Source organism: Acidovorax sp. Leaf160 (genome assembly GCF_001424265.1).
In the GTDB taxonomy this organism is placed as follows: Bacteria; Pseudomonadota; Gammaproteobacteria; order Burkholderiales; family Burkholderiaceae_C; genus Paracidovorax.
Window position 1 is genome coordinate 1 of the sequence record NZ_LMOV01000017.1, and the last position, 23,186, is coordinate 23,186.

The 23,186-nt window shown below is 67.8% G+C and carries 19 protein-coding genes; 4 read left to right on the forward strand and 15 right to left on the reverse strand.

Annotated elements, in window-relative coordinates; all coding sequences use genetic code 11:
• Positions 1-114 precede the first annotated feature (114 nt).
• The 3 genes from ASF94_RS10395 to ASF94_RS10405 form a co-directional block, all read right to left on the reverse strand.
• Positions 115-429: a tyrosine-type recombinase/integrase gene (locus tag ASF94_RS10395; protein WP_235505330.1), complete on the reverse strand. Its 315-nt coding sequence runs from the start codon at positions 427-429 to the stop codon at positions 115-117.
• 159 nt (positions 430-588) lie between these two features.
• Positions 589-1,488: a hypothetical protein gene (locus ASF94_RS10400; RefSeq protein WP_156382499.1), complete on the reverse strand. Its 900-nt coding sequence runs from the start codon at positions 1,486-1,488 to the stop codon at positions 589-591.
• A gap of 266 nt (positions 1,489-1,754) precedes the next feature.
• Complete coding sequence (locus ASF94_RS10405) at positions 1,755-3,044, reverse strand: pitrilysin family protein (protein ID WP_235505331.1); 1,290 nt, start codon at positions 3,042-3,044, stop codon at positions 1,755-1,757.
• A gap of 303 nt (positions 3,045-3,347) precedes the next feature.
• Between ASF94_RS10405 and ASF94_RS21475 the strand changes: the two genes are divergently transcribed.
• Positions 3,348-3,713 (forward strand): barstar family protein, encoded by a 366-nt coding sequence (locus tag ASF94_RS21475; protein ID WP_056665539.1) that lies wholly within the window; start codon positions 3,348-3,350, stop codon positions 3,711-3,713.
• Between the two features lie 73 nt (positions 3,714-3,786).
• Here the strand turns inward: ASF94_RS21475 and ASF94_RS10415 are convergent, their stop codons facing one another.
• From ASF94_RS10415 to ASF94_RS10435, 5 genes are all read right to left on the reverse strand, one after another.
• The gene (locus ASF94_RS10415; RefSeq protein ID WP_056665542.1) at positions 3,787-6,630 is read right to left on the reverse strand and encodes an Hsp70 family protein; all 2,844 of its coding nucleotides are present in this window, start codon (positions 6,628-6,630) and stop codon (positions 3,787-3,789) included.
• The gene (locus ASF94_RS10420; RefSeq protein ID WP_056665545.1) at positions 6,630-8,462 is read right to left on the reverse strand and encodes an Hsp70 family protein; all 1,833 of its coding nucleotides are present in this window, start codon (positions 8,460-8,462) and stop codon (positions 6,630-6,632) included. Before ASF94_RS10420 ends, ASF94_RS10415 begins: the two co-directional genes overlap by 1 nt.
• Positions 8,459-9,061: a DUF2760 domain-containing protein gene (locus ASF94_RS10425; protein WP_056665548.1), complete on the reverse strand. Its 603-nt coding sequence runs from the start codon at positions 9,059-9,061 to the stop codon at positions 8,459-8,461. Before ASF94_RS10425 ends, ASF94_RS10420 begins: the two co-directional genes overlap by 4 nt.
• A 357-nt stretch (positions 9,062-9,418) precedes the next feature.
• On the reverse strand, positions 9,419-10,672 hold the full coding sequence (locus ASF94_RS10430) for an arsenic transporter (protein WP_056665550.1): 1,254 nt from the start codon (positions 10,670-10,672) through the stop codon (positions 9,419-9,421).
• The gene (locus tag ASF94_RS10435; RefSeq protein WP_056665552.1) at positions 10,612-11,376 is read right to left on the reverse strand and encodes a CHASE3 domain-containing protein; all 765 of its coding nucleotides are present in this window, start codon (positions 11,374-11,376) and stop codon (positions 10,612-10,614) included. Before ASF94_RS10435 ends, ASF94_RS10430 begins: the two co-directional genes overlap by 61 nt.
• Positions 11,377-11,692: 316 nt before the next feature.
• Between ASF94_RS10435 and ASF94_RS10440 the strand changes: the two genes are divergently transcribed.
• Positions 11,693-11,872 carry a CsbD family protein gene (locus tag ASF94_RS10440; RefSeq protein ID WP_056665553.1) on the forward strand — a complete coding sequence of 60 codons (180 nt, stop codon included), beginning with the start codon at positions 11,693-11,695 and terminating at the stop codon, positions 11,870-11,872.
• A gap of 241 nt (positions 11,873-12,113) precedes the next feature.
• Here ASF94_RS10440 and ASF94_RS10445 read toward each other — a convergent pair whose 3' ends face one another.
• Positions 12,114-12,728 carry a cysteine hydrolase family protein gene (locus ASF94_RS10445; RefSeq protein ID WP_056665555.1) on the reverse strand — a complete coding sequence of 205 codons (615 nt, stop codon included), beginning with the start codon at positions 12,726-12,728 and terminating at the stop codon, positions 12,114-12,116.
• A gap of 263 nt (positions 12,729-12,991) precedes the next feature.
• Here ASF94_RS10445 and ASF94_RS20790 point away from each other — a divergent pair, with 263 nt between their 5' ends.
• Together ASF94_RS20790 and ASF94_RS10450 are read left to right on the forward strand one after the other, a co-directional pair.
• A complete protein-coding gene (locus ASF94_RS20790; RefSeq protein WP_082493169.1) occupies positions 12,992-13,177 on the forward strand; it encodes a DUF3606 domain-containing protein in 186 nt (61 codons plus the stop codon).
• Positions 13,174-13,557, forward strand: coding sequence for a hypothetical protein (locus ASF94_RS10450; RefSeq protein WP_156382501.1), 384 nt, complete (start codon positions 13,174-13,176; stop codon positions 13,555-13,557). Before ASF94_RS20790 ends, ASF94_RS10450 begins: the two co-directional genes overlap by 4 nt.
• 28 nt (positions 13,558-13,585) lie before the next feature.
• On the opposite strand, the gene ASF94_RS10455 is transcribed toward ASF94_RS10450, so the two are convergent.
• The 6 genes from ASF94_RS10455 to ASF94_RS10480 form a co-directional block, all read right to left on the reverse strand.
• Positions 13,586-14,170, reverse strand: coding sequence for a hypothetical protein (locus ASF94_RS10455; protein ID WP_235505332.1), 585 nt, complete (start codon positions 14,168-14,170; stop codon positions 13,586-13,588).
• A 100-nt stretch (positions 14,171-14,270) separates the two neighbouring features.
• Entirely contained in the window at positions 14,271-16,682 is a 2,412-nt protein-coding gene (locus tag ASF94_RS10460) for a catalase (protein WP_056665563.1), read from the reverse strand.
• A 172-nt stretch (positions 16,683-16,854) separates the two neighbouring features.
• On the reverse strand, positions 16,855-17,811 hold the full coding sequence (locus ASF94_RS10465) for an SdiA-regulated domain-containing protein (RefSeq protein WP_056665566.1): 957 nt from the start codon (positions 17,809-17,811) through the stop codon (positions 16,855-16,857).
• A 192-nt stretch (positions 17,812-18,003) separates the two neighbouring features.
• Positions 18,004-20,376, reverse strand: coding sequence for a CHASE2 domain-containing protein (locus ASF94_RS10470; protein WP_056665569.1), 2,373 nt, complete (start codon positions 20,374-20,376; stop codon positions 18,004-18,006).
• A gap of 34 nt (positions 20,377-20,410) precedes the next feature.
• The gene (locus ASF94_RS10475) at positions 20,411-22,225 is read right to left on the reverse strand and encodes a FecR domain-containing protein (protein ID WP_082493171.1); all 1,815 of its coding nucleotides are present in this window, start codon (positions 22,223-22,225) and stop codon (positions 20,411-20,413) included.
• Positions 22,222-22,977 carry a response regulator transcription factor gene (locus ASF94_RS10480; RefSeq protein WP_056665572.1) on the reverse strand — a complete coding sequence of 252 codons (756 nt, stop codon included), beginning with the start codon at positions 22,975-22,977 and terminating at the stop codon, positions 22,222-22,224. Before ASF94_RS10480 ends, ASF94_RS10475 begins: the two co-directional genes overlap by 4 nt.
• Positions 22,978-23,186: the final 209 nt, after the last annotated feature.

A 23,186-nucleotide genomic window follows, 5' to 3' on the forward strand; every position in this document is an offset into this window, starting at 1 on the left:
GGCGATCGATCTTGCGCTGGCGTGCTCCAGCTTCATCGCCATGATCGTCTCTCGATCCTGCTCGCTCAGCTGTCGGTAGGTCTTGCTCATGAAGTGTCTCCAGTCCGGTTGGATTCAGGTGTTGCACTTCACTATAGAAACCGCCTTGCCAATGGTCCCCAGCGCTGCTGCAAGCGATGCGGTGGCCAGGTGGCTGTAGCGCTTCGTGGATTTTGCATCCTTGTGCCCCAGCACGGCGCCCACAGTGTAGAGATCGACCCCGGAATTGGTCATCGCTGAGGCGCTCGAGTGGCGCAGGTCGTGGAAGTGGAGGTCGGCGTGCCCGGCTTCCTGGGACGCCCGCCGGAAGTACGACTGCACGGTGATTTTGTCCTGCCACGGCTCGGCGCAGCGAGCAACTGCCCACACCTTCGGATGGATGGGCACCACGCGCGGCTCGCCGTTCTTGGTGTCCGCGAGGATCCACTGACCACCACTACCTCCTCCAGCTGGGGACGACGATCACGACAGTGGCAGTGCCTCGCGGATCACCCTCTTCCTGCTCCTCATCAAATGGACAGCAAGGGCCAGCAGAAAAGAGGTAATGGCTTATTCAACGTTGAACGGATAGTCGAAGCCAAAATCGGTCGTGGTGCAGCGCCTGGTGAAGCCGGTGACCGGGCCCGAACTGATGCATGCTCCGCTGTAGTGTCGAATCACCTCCCATGGCGGTGTGCCCGGCACTGTCCGTCTCACGTTGCTCAGATACAACCTGGCATTCATCGTGCCGTATTCGTCCACCTTGAACTCGGTCATTCGGTAGTCTTCAACCATCGCACCCATGGAGCCGGGAGGGGTGCCTTGGCATTGCACCTTGCCTTTGGATGTGAAGGAGCCGCCGTTGCGTGTCAGATCACCTGTGTACTCGCACCGCGCGCCATTGGGCGCGGCCGAGTCAGAAGGCTTATATTTCTCGACCATCGAAAATTGGGAGCCCGACGCAGTGATGGATACCTGCACTGGGGTCGGTGTGAGCCACGCATCGTCGTAGACCACAGCGGAGAAAGCGTTGTTGATGAATCGCGAGTTGTCTTCGTACTGAAAGCGAGCAAAGCGTTGGGGCGCCTCGCCAGGGAGGGTGATGGTTCCTGACGTTGGGGTGTCGAATTCCACGGCGATTGGACCGACAACAGCTTCCACCTCCCCCTTGCTTGGCCCGCCACCCAATGCCCGGCCGTTCTTATATTCGACCAGATCGCCCACGAATCTCTTGCCGTCTTCCAGCTTTCCGCTGGACTGCATGAATGTGGCACTCCCGTCAGCGCGGTAGCCAAAGTAGGTGATGATCAGCGTGAGATTGCCCTGCCGGTCAATCTGCACCCCGCGTCCTGGGCTGCCGTCCGCCTCATTGCCGATCGCCCACATGCCCTGTTGGGGGAGGGCGGCGATGGCGGGCGCGGTCAGAGCGAACATCGCTGCGGCCAGGCAGGCGCGTGCGAACCTATTCATTGCAGTCCCCAGTGTTGAGGCGGACCATCCACTGTAGCGCCGGTGCCTTACAGCGGACGCACACGCGATGGCACGGAGCCTGGTTGGCCTCGTATCCCCGCTCCCCCCGCCCGTATCCGCATGCCCCGGCCATACGGATGCGGCAGGCGCCGTGCACCAGAGCCGCGCATCGGGGGATGCACAGAGGCAGACGGTAAGCCCGGCTGCACCTCTGGCTGCGGGCGATCCGCACAGCAAGCGGCGCTTCGGACGCGCGGATCAGCAGGTCACGCGCACTCTTTCTCGGCCTGCGCTTCACCGGCGCTGCCACCCAACGCCGTTAACAACTGCCTGGCAGCCTTTGCGCTGACGCCCTTGCCGGTGATGGACAAAGCGGGCCGCTGCGTCAGCATCTGCTCGAAAACGCCTTGCACCTCATCTGAGGTGATCTCGCCGATCAGCGCGATGGTGTCTTCCAGAGAAACGATGCATCCGTCGGCAAAGATGTCTTCCACTGCCCGCTCCATCATCGCGAAGGGGCGCTCACTGGCCCGTACCCGCGACACGGTCAACTGGTTCTTCGCCCGCTCCAGGTGGACGGGATCAATGGATTTCGCCTGCGCGCGGAGAAGCCGGCCGGTGGCGCTGATCAGCGCTTCGACCTTGTCGGGCGTGGTCACGGCATGCACCACGAAGTTGAGCCATGCGTCCCCGCGATCCAGAGTGGCGTCGGCGGTGTAGGCGAGACCCAGGCGCTCGCGCACCGTATCGACCAGCGGCGATGACATGCCGCCGCCGAAAAGGTTGGCCGCAAGCGCGGCTGCCAGACGCAGGCGAAGGCGCTGGTGGGGCGCGTCCCCGCCTCCAGTTCCTTCTTGGAGCACCGGGTAGGCCACATTCAGGAACACCTGCGAAACCTGCGTGAAGCGCCGTGCGATGGCCTGGCCCACGTGCGGCGCTGGCGCGGGTGGCCGGGAGCCGGCGTCGCCGGCTGCGGACTCGGGCATGGTCGAGAACAGATCTTCGGCACGCTGCATCCACGCATCCACGTCGAACCGGCCAGCCGCCGCGACGATCGTTTTGCTCGCGACGTAGTGACGCTGAACCTGGCGGACCAGGTCGTCCCGCGTGAAGCCCTCGATGTTTTCCACGGTGCCGATCACCGGCATGCCCATGGGATGGTCTCCCCACAGCGCCCGGTCCAGCAGGTCGCTGGAGCTGTCCTCCGGATCCTCGTCGTACTCGATCGCCTCCTGCCGGATCACTTCCAACTCGCGCTGCAGCTCTGCCTCGGGGAAGGTGCTGTGCAGAACGATGTCGGCCGTCATGCCCAGCAACTGCAGCGCGTGCTGGCCGAGCCCTGTCATGAAATAGCCCGTGCTGTCCTTGCCCGTGTACGCGTTCACGTCCGCGCCCAGCCGCTCCGCATCCAGGTTGATCGCCTGCACCGAGCGCGTGGCCGTGCCCTTGAACGCCATGTGCTCCAGCACGTGGCTGATGCCATTGGTGCCCGGTGTCTCGTCGCGCGAGCCGACACGCAGGAACACGCCGACGCTGGCGCTCTGCACGTGGGGCATGGGGAGGGCCAGGAGCCGAACGCCGTTGGCGAGAGTGCGTAATTGGGGCGTGGATGACATGGTGATGGGGCGGGGCAGAGGCAAAGTGGGACTGGCGTGAAGAAGGCGTCGCGTGTTGCGGCGCAGTGGATAGAGGCAGGGCCGGCCGCCCTGCGCAGCGGTCCGGGTTGCGAGTGGCTGTTCGACCCAACCGCTGCTCGCCGGCTGCGTCTGTGGTTTGATCGGGCCATGACAAGTCTACCGAGACACTGCGCCGAAAAACCCACCCAGGGCGATTGGGAAGCCCGACCGGAGCCTGTCCCGATGACAGTCACGGTACTGACGATCAGCCTTCTGGGCAAGCGCACCAAGGCGGAGGTGCTTCACGTTTTGGGTGAGGTGCTGCAATTGGGCGGGCCGGGCGGCAACCACCCCGTGCGTCCCGGCGGGCAGGCCGGCTGGGGGCACAACTGGGATGCCTTGTTCGACTGCCTGCTCAACCTGCCCTCTGGCGGTATCTGGGGCACCAGCCCGCCCGTCCGGTTCCCCCTGAGATTGGTGTTGACCGATGTCGGGCAGCTTGCGCAGCAGAGTCCGGATGCGCTCGCCGTCCTGACCGATCTGCTTGAACAGACCCGGGACACCTATGCCCGGACTGGTCGGATTTTTGAATTCGCCATAGAGGCGTAGCCCCACCCACGGCTTGCGGCCACCAGGGCGCCGGCTCAAGACCGCCGGGCGCAGGGCGCGCTCGTTCGCCGTTTCAGCCCGGCACCAACACCAGCCCCGGAGGCAGTCCTTCCCCGAACACGCGGCGCTGGTCCGCCTCATCCAGCACCATGACGTCTCTAACCATGGCGACCCAGCTGAACTGGGCTTGGCCCGCCTCCAGCTGTTCGGCGATGTGGGCGCGCACGGGCTCCGGCAGATCCCGCGCTCGGTCGCCCGTGGCCTGCGCGATCTGGGCGACGGCGAAAGCCGCTGCTTCCTGCCGCACCCAGTCCGGTGCGATGTCGCCGATCTGCGCAAGCCAGTCCTGAGCGATGGTCGGGGCCAGCACATGGTGCACGCTGGCATACAGCGGCTGGCGCGCTCCCAGGCGGCCCAGCGCCCACCAGAGTTCGCCCGCAGGGCGCGGTGACTGCCGCAGGCGCTGCAGCAGCCAGCCACCGAACTGCGTCTTGTCGGCCGGCGCAATGCGCTCGAACGAGGCCGCCATGCGCAGCAGCTCGTCGGGCGCCTGCATGCGCGGGCCTTCAGGGGCGGGAATGTCGGTGCCGCCCGCGGGCTGCAGGTAGTAGGCGATGACGTCATAGACCATCTGCTGCTGCTCGGCGTCCAGGCCGCCGGCGATGCGGCGCCAGAGCGTCCACCATTCCGACCATTGCTGGCTGTCGTCGCTGTGGGCGATGCCCGGGCCGAACAGCTCCCACATCTGCTGCATGCGCCAGCCGTCGAGCGGGTCGCCGAAGCCCGGGCGCAGGGTGAAGCCGATGAGGTTGAACCAGGTGCGCTCATGCTGGGCGGAGCGGCGGCGGCGCTTGGCGCCCTGCAGCAAGGCGCCGAACAGGGTACGCAGCAAGGGCGTGGGCCAGGCGGCACGGTCGCCCAGCAGGCGTTCGAGGGTGGCGCGCAGCTGGCGGACTTCCTTGGCGTCCACGCCCTGTTGTTTCTTGCCGCCGTAGACGCGGTCGATGGCGGCGAGGGCTTCCGGCAGGCGCGGGTGGGCGGCTGGGGTTTTGGCCTTGGACGCAGATGCGGCGGAAGGGGGCTTGGCGCCGGCATTCGCGTGAAGGTCTGCGTCGGCGCCTGCATCGCCATCGGCCCCTGCATCCTGCGTGGCTGCATCGCCGCGCAGCTGGAATTCGAGTTGCCAGCGCTGCGGATGCAGGGCGTTCGCGGCGACGCAGTGCATCTCCAGCGTGCCGACGTCGGTAATGCGTGCTTCGAGCTGCACTTCGACCTGCGCCGCGCCGCCCGCCTGCGTTGCCGGCAGCACGGTGGCGATGGGCGGCAGGCGCTGCAGGCCTTCGTCCTCGTCTTGCAGGCGGACGAGGTCGCCCGCAGGGTGGTGGCGATCGGCGGCGCTGGTGGCCAGGTTGAAACGCACGGGCCGGCCCAGGCGCAGGCGGAAGCGCCGGTCCGGGAGCCGCACGGTGTCGCCCTCGGGCGTGCCGTGCGGCAGCACGCAGACGCCCTGGCCGCCATCGAGCGCGAGGTAGTAGGCGCGGGCGGCGCTGCTGCGGATGCGGGGCGCGCTGCCGGCGCGGGCCATGGCGTAGGCGACGGCGCCGCGCGCGACGGCGGCGTCGAGGCGGGGCTCATCGACCTGCAGCAGGCGGATGGGCGGGGCGCCGGCCGGCTGCCAGGCGCGCAGGGTGGCGAGCAGGCGGTCGCGCAGGGCGTGGGCGTGGAACACGCCGCCGTTGAGCAGCACCGTGTCGGGCAGGCTGCCGCCCTGGCGCTGCATGAAGGCGGCGATGTGGCGGGTGATGGCGGCGTCGTGGGCGTAGGGCAGGCCGAATTCGACGAGGGCGCTACGGGCACGCACCGGCTGCGCATCCGCCGCGACCTGCGGGAAGAAGCCTTCGACCAGCAGCCGGTCCACGTCGGCGCGCGTGAGGGTCGCCGAGCGCGCGCCGCCGATCAGCCGGCTGCCGCTGCCCTGGAGGGTGACGGTGGTCTCCGCCGGGCCGTTCGGGGCAAGCAGGCGCTCCTTGGCGCTGCGGCAGCGCTGGGTGAGCTGTGCGAGCTGGATGGCCGAGAGTGGGGCATGCGCGGGCTGGCCCGCTGCGGCTCCCGACAGCCGCGGCTCGATCCAGCGGGCGAGCGCTAGATCCATGTTGTCGCCGCCGAGCACGAGGTGGTCCCCCACGCCGGTGCGCGCGAGCTGCGGCTGGCCGGTGGCGTCCAGGGTGACATCGATCAGCGTGAGGTCGGTGGTGCCGCCGCCCACATCCACCACGAGCAGACGGCGCGTGTCGGCCAGTTGGCTTGCAAGGTCGGCGCGGTGGGCAAACACCCAGTCGTAGAACGCGGCCTGCGGCTCTTCGATGAGGTGGACTGCTCCTAAGCCGGCGAGCGCGGCGGCCTGCAGGGTGAGCTGGCGCGCGCCCTCGTCGAACGAGGCGGGCACGGTGAGCACGGTGGGCTGCTGCGCGAGCGGAGCCTCGGGGTGGGCGTGGTCCCAGGCCTGGCGCAGGTGGCGCAGGTAGCTGGCGCTGGCCTCCAGCGGGGACACCTTAGGCACGTCATCGGGCGCGCCCCAGGGCAGGATGGCGGCGGTGCGGTCCACGGCGGGGTGCGACAGCCAGCTCTTGGCGCTGGCCACGAGCCGGCCGGGCGTCTGCTGGCCGAGTTCGCGCGCGAAGGCGCCGAGGATGGCGGGCTCCTGCGATGGCCAGGGCAGGGGCAGGTCGGCCGCCGCGAGCGCACCTTCGGCCGCATGGAAGCGCAGCGAGGGCAGCAGGGGCCGCGGCGCGACCTCGCCGGCCGCGATGCTCTGCGGGATGGGGAAGACCTGGATGTCGTCCGCGCCCAGGGGCGCGAACGCGAGCACCGTGTGGGTCGTGCCCAGGTCGATGCCGATGCGGAAGGCGGGCGCCATCACGCCTCGCGGACGTCGAACTCCACCTTCCACTGCGCGCCGCCGGATGCCTCGGCCAACAGTTCCAGCGTGCCGATGTCGGTCACGCGAGCGCGCAGCTGCACGGGCACGACCTCGCCCGTGGCGCGGCCTTCGGCGGGCAGCGTAGCCTCGATCTGCGCGAGTTCCTGCAACTCTTCGGGCGACCAGAAATCCAGCAGGGTGCCGGGCTGGTCGCCCCGCCGCACGGACGATCCGAAGAAGCGGAAGCGCACGGATTCTCCGACGACGAGGCCCAGTTGCTGCGGCGGCAGCGGGGCTTCCGAGCCTTCCTCCATGCCGAAGGGCGCGACGCACAGGGCCTGCACGGGCGGCTCCAGGCCGGGCACGGCGGGCATGCTGGATTCGATGCCGACGTAGTAGGCCTGGGCCGTGCCGCCGCGGATGCGGATGCCGCGGCCCTGGCGCACCTGGCCGTAGTAGGCGGCGCCGCGCGCCACGGCGTGGTCCATGTCGGCGCCCTGCAGCAGGCGGGCGGGGGGCGCGCCGTCGGCGGCGAGCCAGGCGTTGAGCGTGGAGAGCACCCGATCGGTCAACAGTTCGGACTTGAAAACGCCGCCGTTGAACAGCACGGCGGTGGGGTGCAGGAAGGTCGCGCCCTCGGGCTGGGCGAAGCCCGGCAGCTGCGCGGTGGCGCCGACCTGCCGGCCCAGCAGCGCGGCCAAGTGGCGGGTCACGGCGGCATCCTGCGCATAGGGCAGGCCGATCTGCGTGAGGCCGGCGCGCGGGCGGCTGACAGGGCGTGCACTGCTCTCCACAGCCGGGAAGAAGCCTTCGAGCAGGATGGTGGAGAGCAGTTCACGCCGCAGTTCGGTGCGGATGGAGCCGCCGATGAGCTTGGAGCCCCGGCTGGGCACGACCAGGGGCACGCTCTGCAGGCCGGTGTCGCTCAGCAACTGTTCCTTGGCCAGGCGGCAGCCGTAGGTGAGCGCGCGCATCTGCCAGGCGTCGAGCTGTTTGCCTTCGGCGGCCAGGCCGCGCGCGACGCCGTGCGCCAGGGCCAGGTCCATGTTGTCGCCACCCAGCAGGATGTGCTCGCCCACGGCGACCCGGTTGAGCTGCAGGTTGCCGTCGTCCTCGGTGACGGCGATGAGCGAGAAGTCGCTCGTGCCGCCGCCCACGTCGACGACCAGGATCACGTCGCCCACCTGCACCTGCTTGCGCCAGTCGCCCGCGCTGCCGGCGATCCAGCTGTAGAGCGCGGCCTGGGGTTCCTCCAGCAGCGTGATGCCCTGGTAGCCGGCGCCCTGCGCGGCCTCGGCCGTGAGTTCGCGCGCGGCCGGGTCGAACGATGCGGGGATGGTGACGGTGACGGACTGCTGGTCGAACGGCGCCTCGGGGTGGCGGTGGTTCCAGGCGTCGCGCAAATGCTGCAGGTAGTGCGTGCTGGCTGCCAGCGGCGAGATGCGCTCGACCTCGGGTGGCGCGTCGGCCGGCAGGATGCCGGCGCGGCGGTCCACGCCGGCATGGCCGAGCCAGCTCTTGGCGCTGGAGACGAGGCGGATCGGCGTCAGCGCGCCGTGGCTGCGCGCCATTTCTCCCACGATCGGGCCGGCGATGCCGCCGGGCGAAGCGTTCCAGGGCAGCGCCAGGTCGCCGGGTGCGAATTCGCTGTCGTGCGGCACGTAGAGGAAGGAGGGCAGCAGGGAATAGTCCTGCACCGCGCCCGGGCCGCTCTGTTGGGTGACGGGCAGGATCTCGGGCGCCGCGCCCTCGCTGTGCAGGTCGACCCAGGAGAGCGCGCTGTGCGTGGTGCCGAGGTCGATGCCGATGGCGTATTTCGCGTCGCTCACAGCTCGACCTCCGCAGGGGCGATCACGCGCGTGTCGTGCCCTTCGGTGAGGACGGGCAGGCGCACGGCGGTGGCGCGCCAGCCCTTGTGCTGCAGGGTGCCGGTGAACGGCGGCTGGCCGACCACGTTGCCGGTGACGCGCACGGCAGCGGCGTCGAAGCCGGCCGGCAGCGTCAGGCGGCTGCCTTCGGCTTCGGCGCGCACGGGTTCCAGGTCGAACGTGTCCTGCAGCACCTTGCGGGCTCCGCCGTGCAGCAGGCGCGCGGCGCCGCCCACGTCGGCATCGGAATAGGCGCCGATGTCTTCCTGCAGGAAATCGACGAAGCGCGATTCGCGCTGCAGCAGGGCGAGCAATTGCAGGGCGGCATCGACGTTGGCGGTGGCGCGCACGGGAGCGGGCGCAGGCACGGGGGCCTGCGGCGGTGGCGCCTTCACGGGTGCAGGGGCGGGAGCGGGCGGCGGCACTTCGCTGGCCAGCGGCGCACCGCTGCGCAGCGCCTGCACGCGCGCGGCCAGGCGGCCGTCGCCCAGCAGGGCGAAGAAGCTGCCGATGGCCAGGGAAATGCGGGAGAGGAAGGGAAGTTGTGGGAGTTCGTTCATGGCAGAAGAAACGCGCCGGGGCGCAACAGGCGGGTAAACCTTGGGCAGATGCCGGGCCGGATGGTCGCTATTGTCTTCAATGCGAAGGCCCTCCGCGAGAAACGGTGGTTTGAGCGGGGCGGGCATGCGGTCATGTGCAGGCCCGATGCGCACAGGGCGGGCCGGGTCACTGCCCGCTTCGGCCGGACGGCCCTGGCCGCAGGCGGCTGCTGCGCCAGTGGCGGCACCTGCCGTTCCAGCGGCGGTCGGCACCGGATGCGGTTGCGTTGGGGCGTCGACCACCGCTAGCCGGATTCCGCCATGGACGGCGTGGGCCAGGGCGGAATCGTTGCGCCATTTTCTTCGTGCCGTGCAGGTTCAACCGATCATCAACCGCGCGCCGACGGCCAGGATCAGCGCCGGGGGCATGACCCAGATGCCCAACCGGAGAAAGCGGGTGAAGCTCACGTCGTCCCCTTCGCGCCGAATGGCCGACAGCCACAGAATGGTCGCCAGCGAGCCGGTGATGGAGAGATTGGGCCCCAGGTCCACGCCGATCAGCATGGCGTCCACCACCACCTGGGGCGGCGGGGCCTGGTGCAGCACGGTGCTGGCGACCAGTCCTGCAGGCAGGTTGTTGACCACGTTGGAGCCCAAGGCCACGGCGGCGCTGGCCGCGGCAGCGGTGGCCAGCGCGTGGGCCTGCACGCCGCTGGCGAGCCAGCCGGCCAGCGTGTCGATGACGCCCGTGCGGTGCAGCGCCTCGACCACCACGAACAGCCCGGCGACCAGCGGCAGCACGCTCCAGGAGATGTCCTTGACCACCGGCCACGGGTTGGCACGGTCGCGCAGTAGCACTGCCGCCGTGGTCAGCAGTCCCATGATGCAGGTCGGCAGACCGAGGTCGATGCCCTGGGCGGACACCGTCATCAGCACGATGGCGGTGACCACCAGCGCGCCCAGCGCGGTCATGCCGCCTGCGTGCAGGGGGGAGACATCGACACGCGGCTCGCAGCGACCGGCGATCTCGCGCCGCAGTGCGAAGCGCAGGCACGCATAGGTGCTGCCGATGGCCAGCAGCGAAGGCAGCCCGAAGCTCTTGATCCAGGGCAACAGCGCAGGCACATGCTCGCCGTACATCACCAGGTTGGCCGGGTTGGAGATGGGCAGCACGAAGCTGGCCGCGTTGGCGATGAAAGCGCAGATGAACAGGTAGGGCAGGGCCGGCGTGCGCGCCTTTCGGGCGGCGGCGAAAACGGCCGGGGTCAGCACCACGGCGGTGGCATCGTTCGACAGGAAGGTGGTGATGACCGCGCCAATGGCATAGATCAGCGCGAACAACCGCAACTGCGATCCGCCAGCCAGGTTCACGGCATGGCTGGCCACCCAGTCGAACAGGCCTTCTCGCCGAGCCGTCTCGGACAGCAGCATCATGCCGATGAGGAAAAGATAGACGTCATTGCCTTTGGCGATGGCGGCCATGACTTCGCGCAGGGGCATCAGCCCGAGCAGGAAGATGAGTGCTGCGCCCAGGACGGCCCAGATCGCTTCGGGCAGCCGGAAAGGCCGGATCAGGACGCCCGCGGTGACGGCTGCGGCGATGGCCCAGATGGTGAGGTTGGAGGAGAGCATGGCAGAGGCGGACTGGCGGTGGCCGTGGGGACGGCGTCGGTTCGGGGTACGGAAAGGGGGGTGGCCGCAGGCATCGCCTGGAAGCGGGCAATCGCTGCCAGCCCGAGACGGGCAAGTATCGATAGTGCGGTGCTGATCAAGGTGATGGCCAGCAGCCAGCGCTCGGTGGCCTGCGCACGCGCATTGCGTTGATCCAGAAGCACGGATTCGGCATTCCGCATGTCGGCCAGGATGGCGCGCACGCCGTCCATGGTGCGCCGGCCTTCGTCGCGCAGCACCAGGGCGCGCGCCCGCTCAAGCCCCTGCTTGCGCCGCGCCTGTACCGTGTCGCGCAGTTCGGTGAGCTTCAACCCGACGGCGGCCTCCAGCGCGTCCACGCGCTGCTGCTGGGCCGGGCTGTCGCTGACCAGGGCGCGCAGGCGGCGGGTCAAGGGGTCGATCTGTTCAAGCGCGCGGTGGTAGGGGGCGAGGTAACGGTCATCGCCGGTGATGATGTAGCCCCGCTGCCCCGTCTCGGCGTCGATGGTGTGCACCAGCGTGGACTCGAGCGTGGTCAGCACCTGGTAGGTGTGCTCGATGGAAGCGCGCTGCGACAGCAGCAACTGGTGATAACGAAACGACAACACGCTGGCGATGGCAATGAGCGCGATGAACGGCGCGGAGCGCAGCAGCGTGCTCAGGTCGATGGCGCCGAGAAGTCGCATAGGGCAGGGCTGTCGGCACGGGCGGTGCGATGGCGGGCAGGATGAGGTGGCGGATCGGTATCGAACACACGCCGGATCGTCGAAGTGTCCGGCACGCTGCACGCGCCTGGGGGGCATGCAGTTGAGGTGCAGCCAGTATCGCCGTGCCGCCGCTCGTGGCCGTATCGCAAATCGGATTTTATGGGTGTAGTCCGGCGCTTACCCGGAAGACTGGCTTCTTCTCTCGGCCTGACCTGAACCCGGCAATTACGATCCATTCCGTGATGCATCGCTAGATCGGCATGTACACACCACATCAATCGAAAGGGTCTCGCATATGAATACCGATCAAGTCAAGGGCGCACTCAAGGAAGCTGCTGGCAAGGTTCAAGAAAAGACCGGCGAGCTGATCAACAGCCCTGAGCAACAAGCCAAGGGCATGGCCAAGCAGGTCGAAGGCGCCACGCAGAAGAACTACGGCGATGCCAAGGAAAACATCAAGGACGCCACGAAGTAATTCGTCATCAGCAGACTCGCTGCACCTCGCCGCCCCAAAGCGGCGCTCCGGCTGCAGCTACCTGCCCGCCACGAAGCCCCGTTGCTCGCGCACGGGGCTCGTGTTTTTTTGTCCTCGGGTTTTTTGTAGTGGGTGAGCCATGTCCAGACTCATGACCTTCCTGGCCTGCGCGGGTGTGGTGGCCGCCCTGATCATCGCTTACCGCTACGGCGTTTTCTGAGGCCGCCGCACCTCCCGCGACCTAACTGCTGCGCACACCGGGGCGCACACTGGGGCGCACGCTGCATTTGAAGACATCCCGCAACTGGTCCAGCGCGCGCGACTTGCGCACGGCGGACTCGGCGGCCGTGCAGTCTTGCGGCACCCATACGTCATACCCTGCCATGCGTGCGTCCGTGGCGGTCAGCAGCACGCACATGTCTGCCGCCAGGCCGGCAATCACCAGCTTGCGCGTACCCATGGCACTGAGGACGTGCTGCAACGGTGTCGCATGAAAAGCCGAATGCTGGGGTTTCAGAACGGTGAGGTCGCAAGGTTCCGGAGCCAGCAGCCGTGAGATGTCACCTCGCCGTCCCTTGAGCGCGCAGCACGCTTGCAGGATGTCGCGAAAGTCACTGTGCCAGGTGCCGTAGTTGTCATTGGCATAGATCACGGCGACACCCTTGCGCGCCAGCCTCTGCTTGAGTCGGGCGGCACGTTGCGCCGCCTCCCATGCGCCGGGCAGCAGGCTCCGCGCGCCAGGGAAGTTGAGAGGGTTGATGAAATCCACCAGCAGCAGGACTTCGCGGCTTTGCGGCAAGGGAGCGCGCTCCAGCACACCGGTGGGCGTTGCGTTTGCAGCGACGTCCTGAGTCATCGGGCAACCGCACCCTGGGGTGGCAGTGGGTGGCGAACGGGGGAGTGCCTGGAGTCCATCCACCGGCTGGCAGGCTGCGAGAGAGCATGGAGGCGTGACATACGACAGGGGGAGAAATGCGTGGGCCTGAGCGTGCTGGCCTCCCGTCCACCGCTTTTGTAGGCAGCCGCCCCATCTGCGGGGGGTGGCAGCCGGGCTTGTCCTACGCCTTGCTTTCCGTGGGTCGCCCTACCATGACCCAATAGCCACCTCAGGAGTCCAACGTGTCCGATAACCCGGAAAAGACCGCAGAAGATGCTCGGCTCATCAGCCTGGAGCAAGACCACGAAATTCGTGACTGGACGCAGTCATTCGGCTGTACCGAAGCGCAATTGCGCGCGGCCGTACAGGCTGTCGGCCACTCGGCAGCCCAGGTCAGGGCCTACCTGGCGCACCGGAGGGCCGCATGACCGATAAGCCCCCTGTCGACCCAGCGCCGGACCGTGCGGCCGACGACGGTCACTTCAACCAGTACGGCATGCGCGACGATCCGCGCGGCGTGCTGACATCCCATCCGGAGAACCCCGGCACGGGCGAGGGTCCGCGCCGCTTCGGCCAGGGTGGCGATGTCTCCACGTACGAGAACCGCGATCTGGACGCCAAGCGGGCGGACGAGCCTCAGGGCCCGATTGCCCAGGTTTCTTCGGGCGGCTCCGCGCGCGACCTCGGTTTCGACTACGGCGGGGAGCGGCACAAGGACGTGCCTTTGTCGTCCCGCCAGGGGGCGGAGCTGATCGGCGAGAAACGCCATCTGGCGTCCGATGAAGGCACGGGATCCTCATCCAAATAGCGATCCGGCTCGGAGCCGGGGCATGCAGTCAGTCCCCGGATTCTTCAGGACCCGGCTCCGTCGCCGCTGCGGCCGAGCGATGCCAGCGCAGGCATCGCCAGAGCTCTTCCAAGTAGGGCAGGCCGTTGAAAGCCACGCAGGCAAAGATCAGTGCGGGCCATGCCTCCGCTCGCCACGCCACATCGGCCAGGGCGCGCCTCTCCAGCGTCCACGCGGCGGCTGCGCTGTCCTCCTGCAAAGCGCTGTCCACCACGGGAATGCTCAGCAGCAGCATTCCCGCCACTGGCAGCACCTCCAGGAAGCTGTGAATCATCTGCTCGCCCGGGGTGACGTCGCGCACCGGGCAGACCCATCGCAGTTCCATGAAGGTTATCGACTGGTGGGCCAGCCAGAGGCAGAGCAGCAGCACCAGCAGCAATAGCGTCGGCTGGAACAGAGTGCACAGCGTGATGGCGGTGCCCATCTGCAGGAGCAGAAGCCAGTGGCATAGCGCTTCGGCAGTGCCACTGGTTTGCTCGATGCGTGTGCGTCGGTGACACCACCAGTCGGCGAATCCTGCAGCGACCCAAAGGCCGAGGATCACCTGCAAAAGCATGCCGATCACCGGGGACATCGCTCGTCCCTTGCCGCCCGCATTCCGACTTGGCGGTCGATGGCTGTGGAACCACCGGCGGGCAGGGCGGCGACGCCCTCACCGCCGATGGGGCCCTGCGTCAAACCACGGGTGGATCAGTCTCCCGCGCGAAGTTGCGGGGCTGACCCAATGCGGTGATGAACTGCTGGATGGCAGCCTCGTCGCTCGCTTGCGTCACGATCAGTGCGGAGTCTCCCTCCTGCATTGGAATGCCCGACTCCACCAGCAGCGTTTGCGAGGCGCCGAGCACCAGAATCGGCTTGCAGTGGCGGAACTGATCGCGCACGAATTCGGCCGCATGCCCATCACGCGACAGCAGGGTCACCGCTGCTTCGCCGTCCGGCAGCACCAGGCCGTCGAACAGGAAGCCGGGGGAGTTTTCGAGCGAGGCATCGGCATCCACCTCGGTGCCGTCCGCCAACGCCACTGGACCGATGTGCGGGCCCACGAAACGCCCCACTGCGCCCTGCTCGAGGAGGGCCGCCTGCAAGGCGTGCAGGCCGGCCGGAGACGCTCCGTCGGCCACCAGGATGGCGACCTTGCGGCCCTTGACCGAGCCGTCGCCCGGGCGCGCCAGCAAGGAGAGCGCGGGCGACTGATCCACTTCCGGCGCAGCAGGGTTGTCGATGGCCTTGGGCAGCGCTGGAGGCAGAGTCCGCATGCCGATGCCGTGGGCCACGCTGGTGGCCAGCGATTCCGACACGTTGCGCAGCATGGCGACCGTGCGCTCGCGCACGGCGGGCACGGTGACCTTGCTCAGCTCGAAACGGAAAGCTGCGGCAATATGCGCCTGCTCGTGCGGAGCCTGGCTTTCGAAGAACAGCTTGGCCTGCGTGTAGTGGTCGGCGAACTTCTCGGGTTTGGCGCGGATCTTGATTTGCTCTTCCTTGGCCTGCGCCCGCGCCGGCACCGACATGAAGCCCTGCACGGCACCGGCCTGGAAGGGACAGCCGCCCGCCAGCGAGTTGGGCTCGTAGGACACCCGGCCGCGCGGAATGTTCTGGCGGTGCATGCCATCACGCTGGTTGTTGTGGACCGGGGCCAGAGGCGTGTTGATCGGGATCTCGTGGAAGTTCGGACCGCCCAGGCGCGATATCTGGGTGTCCACGTACGAGTGGATGCGGCCCGCCAGCAGGGGGTCGTTGGAGAAGTCGATGCCTGGCACGACGTGTGCCGTGCAGAACGCCACCTGCTCGGTTTCGGCGAAGAAGTTGTCCGGATTGCGGTGCAGCGTCATGCGCCCGATGGGCCGCAGCGGCACCAGTTCTTCGGGGACGATCTTGGTCGCGTCCAGGATGTCGAAGCTGAACGACTCGGCCTGTTCCTCGGTGAACACTTGTACGGCCAGTTCGTACTCGGGAAAAGCGCCGGACTCGATGCGTTCCCAGAGGTCGCGGCGGTGGAAGTCCGGATCGGCGCCGGAAATTTTCACCGCTTCGTCCCACACCAGCGAATGCGTGCCGGCCATGGGCGTCCAGTGGAACTTGACGAACACCGAGGTGCCTTGCGCATTCACGAAGCGGAAGGTGTGCACGCCGAAGCCCTGCATCGTCGCGTAGCTGCGCGGAATGCCGCGGTCCGACATCACCCACAGCAGCATGTGGGTGGATTCGGGCATGAGCGACACGAAGTCCCAGAAGGTGTCGTGTGCGCTGGCCGCCTGCGGCATCTGGTGGTGCGGTTCGGGCTTGACGGCATGCACCAGGTCGGGAAACTTCATCGCGTCCTGGATGAAGAACACCGGAATGTTGTTGCCCACCAGATCCCAGTTGCCTTCGTCGGTGTAGAACTTCACGGCGAAGCCGCGCACGTCGCGGGCGGTGTCTTTGGAGCCGCGTTCGCCCTGCACGGTGGAGAAGCGCACGAACACGGGTGTTTTCTTGCCCGCAGCCTGGAAGGGCGCAGCGATCGTCAGGTCACTCAGGTCTTCGTAGCACTCGAAGGTGCCGTGGGCGCCCGAACCGCGCGCATGAACGATCCGTTCCGGAATCCGCTCATGGTCGAAGTGGGTGATCTTCTCGCGCAGGATGAAATCTTCCAGCAGCACCGGACCGCGCACGCCTTGCTTCAGCGAGTTCTGGTTGTCGGCGATCTTCACGCCCTGATTGGTGGTGAGCGCCTGACCGGTGGAGTCCACCCGGACCCGGTCGAGCACGCCGGTGTTGGCATTGAATCCAGGCGTGGCGCCCGCACCGGTTTTTGCAGTCGCTTCCGGCTCCGACAGCGTGCTGGCCAAGGTGTCGGGATGGTCCGGCTCGGACGTCAGGCCGGCGTTCGGGGCCAGCCCGTTTTCCACACCATGCTCCAGCGGCTTGATGCTGTTGTGCGGCATCGACGCGGCCAGCGCGTTCGTGCTGGCCGCCTTGCGTGCGGCCGCATCGTCGGTCTGCTGGGCCGGGATCTGCGCAGGGCCGCTGTCCGTGTTGCGTGCGGCCGAACGTGCGGCGACGTCCGCTGCGTCGGACGGAAGAGTCTCTGGCTTGTGGGGCATGGTCTGGCTTTCGTTGAACTGAAGCCAGAACCTACGGGCGTAGGGCTTGTGCCAGTGTAGGACGCGGAGCCTCGCGGCTGCGTGTGCATACGCCGGTCGAGCAGTGGGCGGGCCTGGCTCCCCTCGCAGCGGCGTTCGCTGCGAAGGCGGCCGGCCCGAGCCGGGGTGGGGCTTATGTCTTGGCCGGACGGAAATGGTAGAAAAGATTGGGCTCGCTCACGATGAAGATGTCGCCCTCGGGCGTCATGGCGATGCCTTCTGCCTGCGGCACGGCGACCCCCTCGCCCGGCCGGCCCGACAGATGCGTGCGGCCCAGCAGCTTTCCGGTGGCATCCAGCTCCACCAGGGTTTGCGACTCATCGCTCAGCAGCAGGAGGTGGCCGGAAGCAGGATCCACTTCCACGGAGGAAAGATCGGTACCCACGACCGAGGCGTTGCCGACCCATTCGCTCAGGTTTTCGATGGAGACACGCAAGGCCTGGCCCGGCGTGTAGCTCGCCAGCCCGCCGATGCGGTAGAGCGCACGGGGCGAATGCTCCTTCACGACATAGAGCGCGTCCTTGGCGTGGTCGTAGCCAATGCCCTCGAATCCGGCGTTGGAAGCGAGTACGCCGGAAGCGGTTCCAGAGGGCGGGTCCATCGATAGCGTCAGGGCGAACGTGTCCGCCAGGTCGATTTCGGCATCCGGCGCGCTGGGCAAGGCAGCGAGCACGACACGGTTGCGCCCCTCTTCCAGCAGCGCCACGCGGCCCTGGCCGACGTAGGTGACGCCTTCCACGTCGGCGGCATGCAGCAGCCGATGCTGGGCGATCACCTTCCCCTCCAGCGACAGCCGGACCAGCCGGGCCGGTCGGTTGACGACAGAAAGCAGGGTGCGGGTTTCCGCATCGAAGGTCAGCCCGGAGAGATTGCGATCCACGCCCTGCACTTTCAATGGGGGTGCGTCGAGCTGATAGGAATCGAGCCGCCGGCCGCCTGGCGCGACGGAAGGCGGAGCGCCGCCTTGAAGCAGCTGGCTTGCCCATGCATACACGCGCGTATCGACGTGGTGGAAACGAATCGCCACGAAAACGGCATACGCCAGCGCCACCAGGATCGTCAGCGTGATGGACCAGCGAAGCGCGTGCATGGCGCAGGAACGGGCGAAAGCAGTCAGTGGGGGACGGGAGCGCATCGGCAAGGCAACTTTAGGAGGCCGCTCAAGGCCAGGGCGTCCACCATACCAAGGCCAGGTGACGGATCTTCAGAGGGCGACTCGTTCCCGGCATCGCCCCGTGGTCGCGCCTGCATGGCAGCAGTTGACGCATGGGAGAGCGTGAAGTCACTTGTCCCTGTGTTGTGCGGAGGGCGGGCTGCTTGGCTGTGGGAACAAGAGGCGGAATTCGGTTCCCCTGTCGACTTCGCTCCACAGGTCGATCCGCCCGCCGTGCCGCTGCACAACCGTGTGGGCCAGCGCGAGTCCCAGCCCGATGCCCCCGATCGATGGGTGGCTGTCGTTGTGCAGGCGTTGGAACGGCTGAAACAGCCGGCCCTGCAGCGCCAGAGGAATGCCGGGCCCGCTGTCGCGCACCGCCACCGACCAATACGGCGCCCGATCGCTCAGCGTGCACACCACGCTGGCAGCTTCGGGGCTGAACTTGATGGCGTTTCCCAGAACGTTCGCCAGCGCCCGCCCGATCAGGGAGCGGTCGCCCTGGCACAGCGCGCAATCGACTTCCAGCGCCAGGGCGATCTGAACCCGCCGTTCCTGGGCGGCAGCCCAGGCGTCGTCCACCGCTTCCGCCACCAGCGCAGCCAGATCCAGGGATTCGAAGCGGTAGGTTTGTGCCTGCGCGGAAGCCAGGCTGACGAAGCTCTCGGCCATGCCCAGGGAGCTGCGTGCGTAGCGCTCTATGCGGGTCAGCAGCTCGTCGTGCGAGATCAAGTCGGGGTATTCACGCTGCATTTCCAGCATGGTCAGGATGGATGCGTTCGGCGACCGGATGTCGTGCGAGATGAAATGCAGTGCCTGGTCGCGCTGCTGGATCGCCAGGTGCAGATCGGTCAGGTCCACCAGGGTGATGAGCCAGCCGGAACTGGTGCCGGCTTCCGAGGTGGTGAACGCCTTGCACATCGTCAGCAGCGTTCGGCCCTGGTCGTCCCGCCCTTCCTGCTGCGGTGGCGGCTGCACCCAGCGGGCATGGCTGGCGGGTAGCAGCGGTTCGCCGGTATCGACATGCCGCAGGGTGTGCAGCAGATTCCCGATGTTCTGGCCCAGCGGATGGGCGCGAGTCAGCGTGGCGGCATACCGCAGGGCCGCAGCGTTGGCCAGCGTGATGGTGCCGAAGGCATCGCACACGAAGATGGGTGAGGGCAGCTGGTGCAGGCTGTCGCTGACGAACTCGTGCAGCTCACGCAGCTGCTGCGTGGCGAGGTCCACGGCATTGATGCGGCGGTCGAGGAAATCACCGGACGCCTCGACCACGCCCATGCGCACGCCGGGCCCGGGGCTGCCCGCCGTTTGCAAGCCATCCGTTCGCAGCGACTGCATCTCCAGCCGCAGGAACTGGGCGGCCGCACTCAGGCGCCGCCAACTCCACAAGGGATACGCCAGCAGCAACCCGATCAACGCTGCTGCGGGCGCCGGCTGCCAGCCTGTCACCAAGGGGCTGAATAGCGATATGAGGATGGTGGTGACGAAGAGGCCGGCCGTCGTCAACAACGCTGCGGAAGGGCCCAGCAGGAGCACCGCCAGCAGTGCCGCTGCCACCGGCATGACGCAAAGCAGCGTGTTCCACGCGGCTGGCGCCGGCTGGATGCGGATGCCCTGCAATTCGCCATTGAGCACATGCCCCAGCATCTCCACACCCGGCACGCGCCGGCCCAAGGGGCTCACCGGCACGGCGAACAGGTCGCCCAGACCCGTGGCGGTGGCGCCCACCAGCACGTATTTGTCGCGGAAGGCGTCGGTAGGCACCTGCCCCTTGAGCACATCGACATAGGAGTAGGTCGGAAACGGCTGGGCCCCCGCCGCAAAGGGAATGATCCGCAGGGCATCCTTCGTCCATTCCGCGCTGTCGATGACGCCCGGGGACGCTGAGGGGAGCCGGCAAGCGGGGAGGTCCGCGCCTTCCGCGCATCGCAGGGCCCAGCTGAGATGGGGCCAGGGCGCCTCTGCCGGGCCATTGAGCAGGTAGAGACTGCGCGTCAGGCCATCGGCATCCACGTTCACGGCGACATGGCCCAGGTAGCTGGCGCTGCGTACGTAGCGTTGCAGCGGCAGTTCGAAATGGCCGCCCTGCGCCTGCGGGTGCAGGACGACCGGGAGCACCACTCTGCCCGCCGCGCGAAGCGCCTGTGCCAGCAGGACGTCGTCGCCGGGGTAGTCCGCGTCGGGCTCCTGGAAGATCACGTCGAGCCCGACGGCCCGAGGAGACTGCTCCGAAATCCTGGCGAGCAATTCGGCGTGCAGGGCGCGGCGCCAGGGCCACCGGCCGACCGCTTGCAGGCTGGGGTTGTCGATGGCGACCAGCACGATGTCGGGATGGGCGGGCCGGGCCAGCAGACGCAGCCCGGCATCCTGGATCGGAAAGTTCATCCGGTCCAGGATGCCGGGAGCGCTGAGCCAGATGACCAGCGTCAGCATAGCCGCAGCCAGCAGACCCCATTCGCGGCGCCGCAGATGGGTGCGCAGACGGGCGCCCGCAGTCCTCATGCGGGAACGCTTGCCAGGGGGGAAGCAACGCGGTTCACGGGCGGGTCAGCGGCTGGCCGTCGGACGAAGTCACAGGCAGGCCCGCGCCACTCTCGATGGCGGGCCGCACGCGGAACGTCCGGGCACTGGAGAACTGGCTTTGCAGGCCGGAAGGGTCGATCACCTTGATGCGCACCTGGTAATCGCCCGGAGCCAGCTCCTGGGAGGACCAGGACGGCTGCGCCAGATGCGTATCGACCAGTGGCTGGCTGAAATCGCCCTGGGCCGCAATCTGGAGCTGGAAGGTCTGCCGCGGGTCGGCAGCCCAGTAAAGGCGGACACCATCCACGCCGTGGTCCTCATCGGTGTGCACCGATGCGGCGTCTGGCGTTGCCGGGGACTCGCCGACCACGACTGCCTGGGCCTTGGCGAAAGGGCCGTCATCCAGCGAGCCGTCGGGCAACTGGCGCACGCTGGCAGCGCGCCAGAAATAGGAGCCGGGCGGCACCTGCACCAGGGCGGTACGGCATGCCGACAGCCGCTCCTCGTCGACAAGCAGCCGCTGGAATGCCCGGTCCGATGCCAGCTGGATGCGGTAGAAGCCCGCGCCTGCGACGCCGGTGCACCGCAGTTCGCCCTGTGCGCGGTCTATCGTGCCACCGGGGGGCGGGAACTGGTACAGCGGTGGCGCGGGCTGCGTTTTCACCGTGATGGATTGTGTGGCGGCCCGCCCCGGTATGCCTGCCTCATCCACGCCGCGGATCGACAGGTAGTACCTTCCATCGGGCAGTCCCGGCCAGCGGGCCTCGGGGCTGGAAGAGCGCTGGCTGCGCACCACCTGCGCGAAGTCGGCGTCGTTGGCCAGCTGCCATTGGTAGACGGCTGCTCCAGCGAGCGCCGGCACCGACAGCGAGAGCAGGTCGGCATCGTGCCAGATCGCCGGCAGGGAGGTGGCGTCGGGGGCCGGGAGCAAGGGGCGCACCGTGCCCAGCTGCCCCCCTGCGGAGACGGCAACTCCCTGGTCCCCCGCCAGCATGACCGCCGGCGCGGCGGCGGGTTGATTCGACCGGGCGGCATGCCTGGCGCCCGACTCGGCAGCTGCGCGAACCAGCACCGAGCCTTGGTCCACCGAGGTCGTGGCCTGGCCCGAACCCGCCAGATCGACGGTGAACCGGGTTCCCCGTACGCTGGTGGTGGCCGTGGGCGTGCGGATGTCGAAGCGCCGGTCTGGCTGCGCTTGCGGCGTGACCGAGGACTCGACACCGCCCCGGCGCAGATCGAGCACCGACTGCACGCTGCCGGCGCGCCCCCGGCGACGCAACTGCTGGAGTTGCACGTCGGAATCGGCCCTCAGGCGGATGAGGCTGCCGTCCGCCAGACGCAAGGTCACGAAAGCCTCCGGGCCCACCTGCACCCGCGCGCCTTCGGGGAGTGGCTCGCCCACCGTCAGCGCCGGCTTTCCGGCTTGACCTGGTGCAGGGACTGCGGCGACCGGGCCTTGCACGAACTCCACGATGGCGGTTTCGGCAGGCAGCAGCCTGGAGGGGATGCGCAGCACGCTGCCTGGACGGAGCCGGCGCGGGTCGCGCACCTGATTGAGCACCCCCAGGGCCGGCCATGCGCGGCCGTCGCCCGCATAGCGCCGGGACAGCGCCATCAGCGTGTCGCCGGGCTGGATGGTGTGGTGGATATCGGTGACCGGCGGGAACGCTGCCTCCGAGCCCGCCCTGCTCGATGGATCCGCCGCGTCTGCCGGGCCGGCGATGGCCGAACCGCCCGCAATGCAGGCGGCAGCCAGCCAGATGGCGCAGGGGGCGGCACTGCCGCTGGCCGCGCGGATCGACCCCGACAGACGCACCCGGAGACTCATGGAGCCGAAGCCGTGTCGGCGGCAGCCGGCGGTGGGGCCGAACCGGTGGCCGGGCCATCGTCGGGCCGGGGTGTGACGGCCTCGAAGCGATAACCCACGCCATAGACGGCGGTGACCATGTAGCCATTGGCGGGCCGCAGGTCGAGTTGGGAGCGCAACCGGGAAATATGGGTGTCGAGGGAGCGGGAAATGACGTCTGCGCTGTGGCCCCAGATGATTTCGCGCAGATGGTCCCGCGAAAGCAGTCGTCCCATGTTCTGGAAAAGGAACAACGCCAGGTCGTACTCGCGGTTCTTCAACTCGACCGTTCGGCCGGAGATCAGCAGGGTGCGGGAATCCGGGACGAAACGGTACGGGCCGAACTCCATGGTGCCGCTGGACACCGCCGGATAGGCTCTGCGCAGGAGTGCTGTGACCCTCGCCGTCAGCTCTCCGACCCGGACGGGCTTGATCATGAAGTCATCGGCGCCGCTGCCTAGCCCTTCGATGATGTCCCGCTCTTCGTGGCGGCTGGTCACGAAAAGGATCGGCAGGTGCGTTCCGACGTTTTCACGGACCCACCGCACCACGTCCGGCCCGCTGGTGTCTGGAAGCTGCCAGTCCACGATCAGCAGATCGAATGTCTCCCGCCGCATGTCCTTCATCAAAGACGCCCCAGTCAGGTGCGTGCGGCAGGCATGGCCCATACCCTCTATCGCGCGACGAAACAGTTCCAGCTGGAGCGCATCGTCGTCCAACGCCACTATGCGCATGTCTTTTCCTACAAGTAGTTACTCGAAACGAGTATAGGAAAGGTCAGACCAGCAGGCGGAATACGCAGAAATTTATTAACTGTTGTTCACTTTTTTGTCCGGCAGGCGACAGAATCATAAGTATCTACGCCTGTAGCGTTGTGATAGTTGCGCGCGCGAAGGCGCGCACCGGGCCGCCATGCGCAGGCGCTCGACTCGGAATTCAGTCC